Origin of the sequence: Sphingomonas sp. (assembly GCF_036387595.1) — a bacterium.
Classification (GTDB): Bacteria; Pseudomonadota; Alphaproteobacteria; order Sphingomonadales; family Sphingomonadaceae; genus Sphingomonas.
This window is the reverse complement of record NZ_DASVTL010000109.1, coordinates 1-2,214: the sequence shown is the minus strand read 5'-3', so window position 1 is coordinate 2,214 and position 2,214 is coordinate 1. Positions and strand designations below refer to the sequence as shown.

The 2,214-nt window shown below is 67.7% G+C and carries 2 protein-coding genes, 2 pseudogenes and 1 riboswitch; of the genes and pseudogenes, 1 reads left to right on the top strand and 3 read right to left on the bottom strand.

Going from position 1 to position 2,214, the window contains the following annotated elements; genetic code table 11:
• Positions 1-189 (bottom strand): annotated as a pseudogene (locus VF643_RS12450) (aldo/keto reductase); the annotation flags it as partial.
• Positions 190-289: 100 nt separating this feature from the next.
• On the opposite strand from VF643_RS12450, the gene VF643_RS12445 reads away from it, so the two are divergent.
• Positions 290-925: a DedA family protein gene (locus VF643_RS12445; protein WP_331043710.1), complete on the top strand. Its 636-nt coding sequence runs from the start codon at positions 290-292 to the stop codon at positions 923-925.
• Here the strand turns inward: VF643_RS12445 and VF643_RS12440 are convergent.
• Positions 906-1,598: a DJ-1/PfpI family protein gene (locus tag VF643_RS12440; protein ID WP_331043709.1), complete on the bottom strand. Its 693-nt coding sequence runs from the start codon at positions 1,596-1,598 to the stop codon at positions 906-908. The genes VF643_RS12445 and VF643_RS12440 overlap by 20 nt on opposite strands.
• 20 nt (positions 1,599-1,618) lie before the next feature.
• Positions 1,619-1,697, bottom strand: a riboswitch (ZMP/ZTP riboswitch).
• Positions 1,698-1,911: 214 nt separating this feature from the next.
• Positions 1,912-2,214 (bottom strand): annotated as a pseudogene (locus tag VF643_RS12435) (hypothetical protein); the annotation flags it as partial.

Below are 2,214 nucleotides of genomic sequence, written 5' to 3'. Positions count from 1 at the left end.
GGTGAGGAACGCGTCGCTGCCCTGCATGCCTTCGCCGACGCCGCGCTCGTTGTGGTAGAAGGCGGCGGTATCGACCAGCTCGAAGCCGAGATCGAGCCCTTTGCGCACCACCAGCGCGACCTGTGGGTCGGGGATCTGATAGGTGCCCATGCCGAGCTGTGGCATCGAGCGTCCGTCGTTGAGCGTCATCTGGGTCATGCCCGGGCAAGCGCGCCACGCGGAGCGAGGTTCCCCGGCGCGGACGAATAGGGCTTCCCAATTCGCGCTCGACCACGCTAGCGCCGGCACCATGTTCGAGAAGATCCTGGCGGCACTGGCCACCTTCACCATCGGCGTGATCTCAAGCGGCGGTTATCTCGGCATCGTGGTGCTGATGGCGATCGAAAGCGCATGCATCCCGTTGCCGTCGGAGATCATCATGCCGTTCGCGGGCTATCTCGTCTCGACCGGGCAGTTCAACCTCTATGCGGCGGCGACCGCAGGCGCACTCGGGTGCAATCTCGGCTCGATCGTCGCCTATGAAGCTGGCAAGCGCGGCGGGCGCCCATTCGTGGTGCGCTGGGGCCGATATCTGCTGATCGGCGCCGACGAGCTGGACGCCGCCGACCGCTTCTTCCATCGCTGGGGCAGTGCCGCGGTGCTGATCGGGCGGCTGCTACCGGTCATCCGCACCTTCATCGCGTTCCCCGCCGGGGTCGCGCGAATGAAGCTGGTGCCGTTCCATATCTACACCTTCATCGGTTCGTGGCCGTTCTGCTTCGCGCTGACGTGGCTGGGGATGAAGCTCGGCGACAAGTGGAACAGCGATCCGCGCGTGAAGGCGGCGTTCCACCAGGCCGACCTGGTGATCGGGCTGGTACTGGTCGCGCTCGCCGCGCTGTACATCTGGCACCGAGTCAACGGGATCAGGAAAAGCCGCGCCTGATCGCGAGCGCGCGCAGATCGTCGTCGCGGGTGGGCACGATCGCCGTGACTCGACGCTGATAGGCCGCAACCAGCGCGGCGCCGGCACGCTCGGGGGATCCGCTGTCGAACGGTGGCGCGGGATCATATTCGAGGCTCAGCTGCACCGCGCGGGCATGCGCCTCGCCGCGCAGCAGCGCCGTCAGCGTCAACGCGAAGTCGATGCCCGCGGTGACCCCGCCCCCGGTGATGCGGTTGCGATCGATCACGACTCGCTCCGCCACCGGCAGCGCGCCGAACAGCGGCAGCATGTCGCGCTGCGCCCAGTGGCACCCCGCGCGGTAGCCGCGGAGCAGCCCCGCGGCGCCGAGGATCAGCGATCCGGTGCACACGCTGGTCACCCACGTTGCGCCGGTACCGACCCGCGCGACCCAGTCCATCGCCTCGTCATCGGCGATCACGCGGTTGATCCCGAACCCGCCGGGAACGCAGAGGATGTCGGCATGCGGCACCTCTTCCAGCGTCGCGGTGGGCACGATCGCGAACCCCGCATCGGTCATCACCGGATCGCGGGTCTTCCAGACGAGATCGAGCCGGGCATCGCCGAGCCGCGACAGCACCTGCACCGGGGCGGTGAGATCGAGCTGGGTGACGTCGGGGAACAGCAGGAAGGCGATGTGCAACGGCGGGGTCATGCGCAGGCTCCTTTTTCAAGAAGGGGTGCCCAGGCGCGCGGCTCGCTATCGTTGCGCTTCCTCGTGGTGATCCACATGGCGCCAGTTACGCAACGTTGCGAGACTAGCCCGGTCGCGCGGGTTTGCAATGCGGACTTCAGGGAAGTCGCGCCTTGCTCTGCATGCACCACCCCGGCGACGGCCGAGGCCCAGTTGGGGGCGCTGGATAACGAAGCGCGCCCACCGTTAAAGCGACCTTCCCACCTGGGCCCCGGCCTTCGCCGGGGTGGTACCAAAGCGGGCGGGGTTTTACGCAGAGACAGAGCGCCAGCGCCTATTGCCCCTCGGCCTGCGCTGCCTTTGCGGCGGTGTTCGCCTTGCGTGCGGCGCGGGCCTGTTGCGCAAAGCAGCCGGTTTGTCCGCCGGCGCCGACCGTCGAGCAGCTGCCGATCGAATTGGTGCCGACGCCAGCGTCGAGCGTGCCCTGGGCGCGCGCTGCCCAGGCTTCGTTCTGCGGGGTGACCTGGAACTCGCGAAGCTCCTTGGGCACGCGGAATTGTTCCTCGGCGCTGCGCTGTTCGCAAACGACGATCTCGTTGCCGTTGTTGTCGGTCGGGCAGCGTTCGTTGCCGTAGAG

Excerpts from the sequence above, each read along its gene's own strand:
- VF643_RS12445 (WP_331043710.1), top strand. The coding sequence starts at position 290 with ATGTTCGAGAAGATCCTGGCGGCACTGGCCACCTTCACCATCGGCGTG.
- VF643_RS12440 (WP_331043709.1), bottom strand. The coding sequence starts at position 1,598 with ATGACCCCGCCGTTGCACATCGCCTTCCTGCTGTTCCCCGACGTCACC.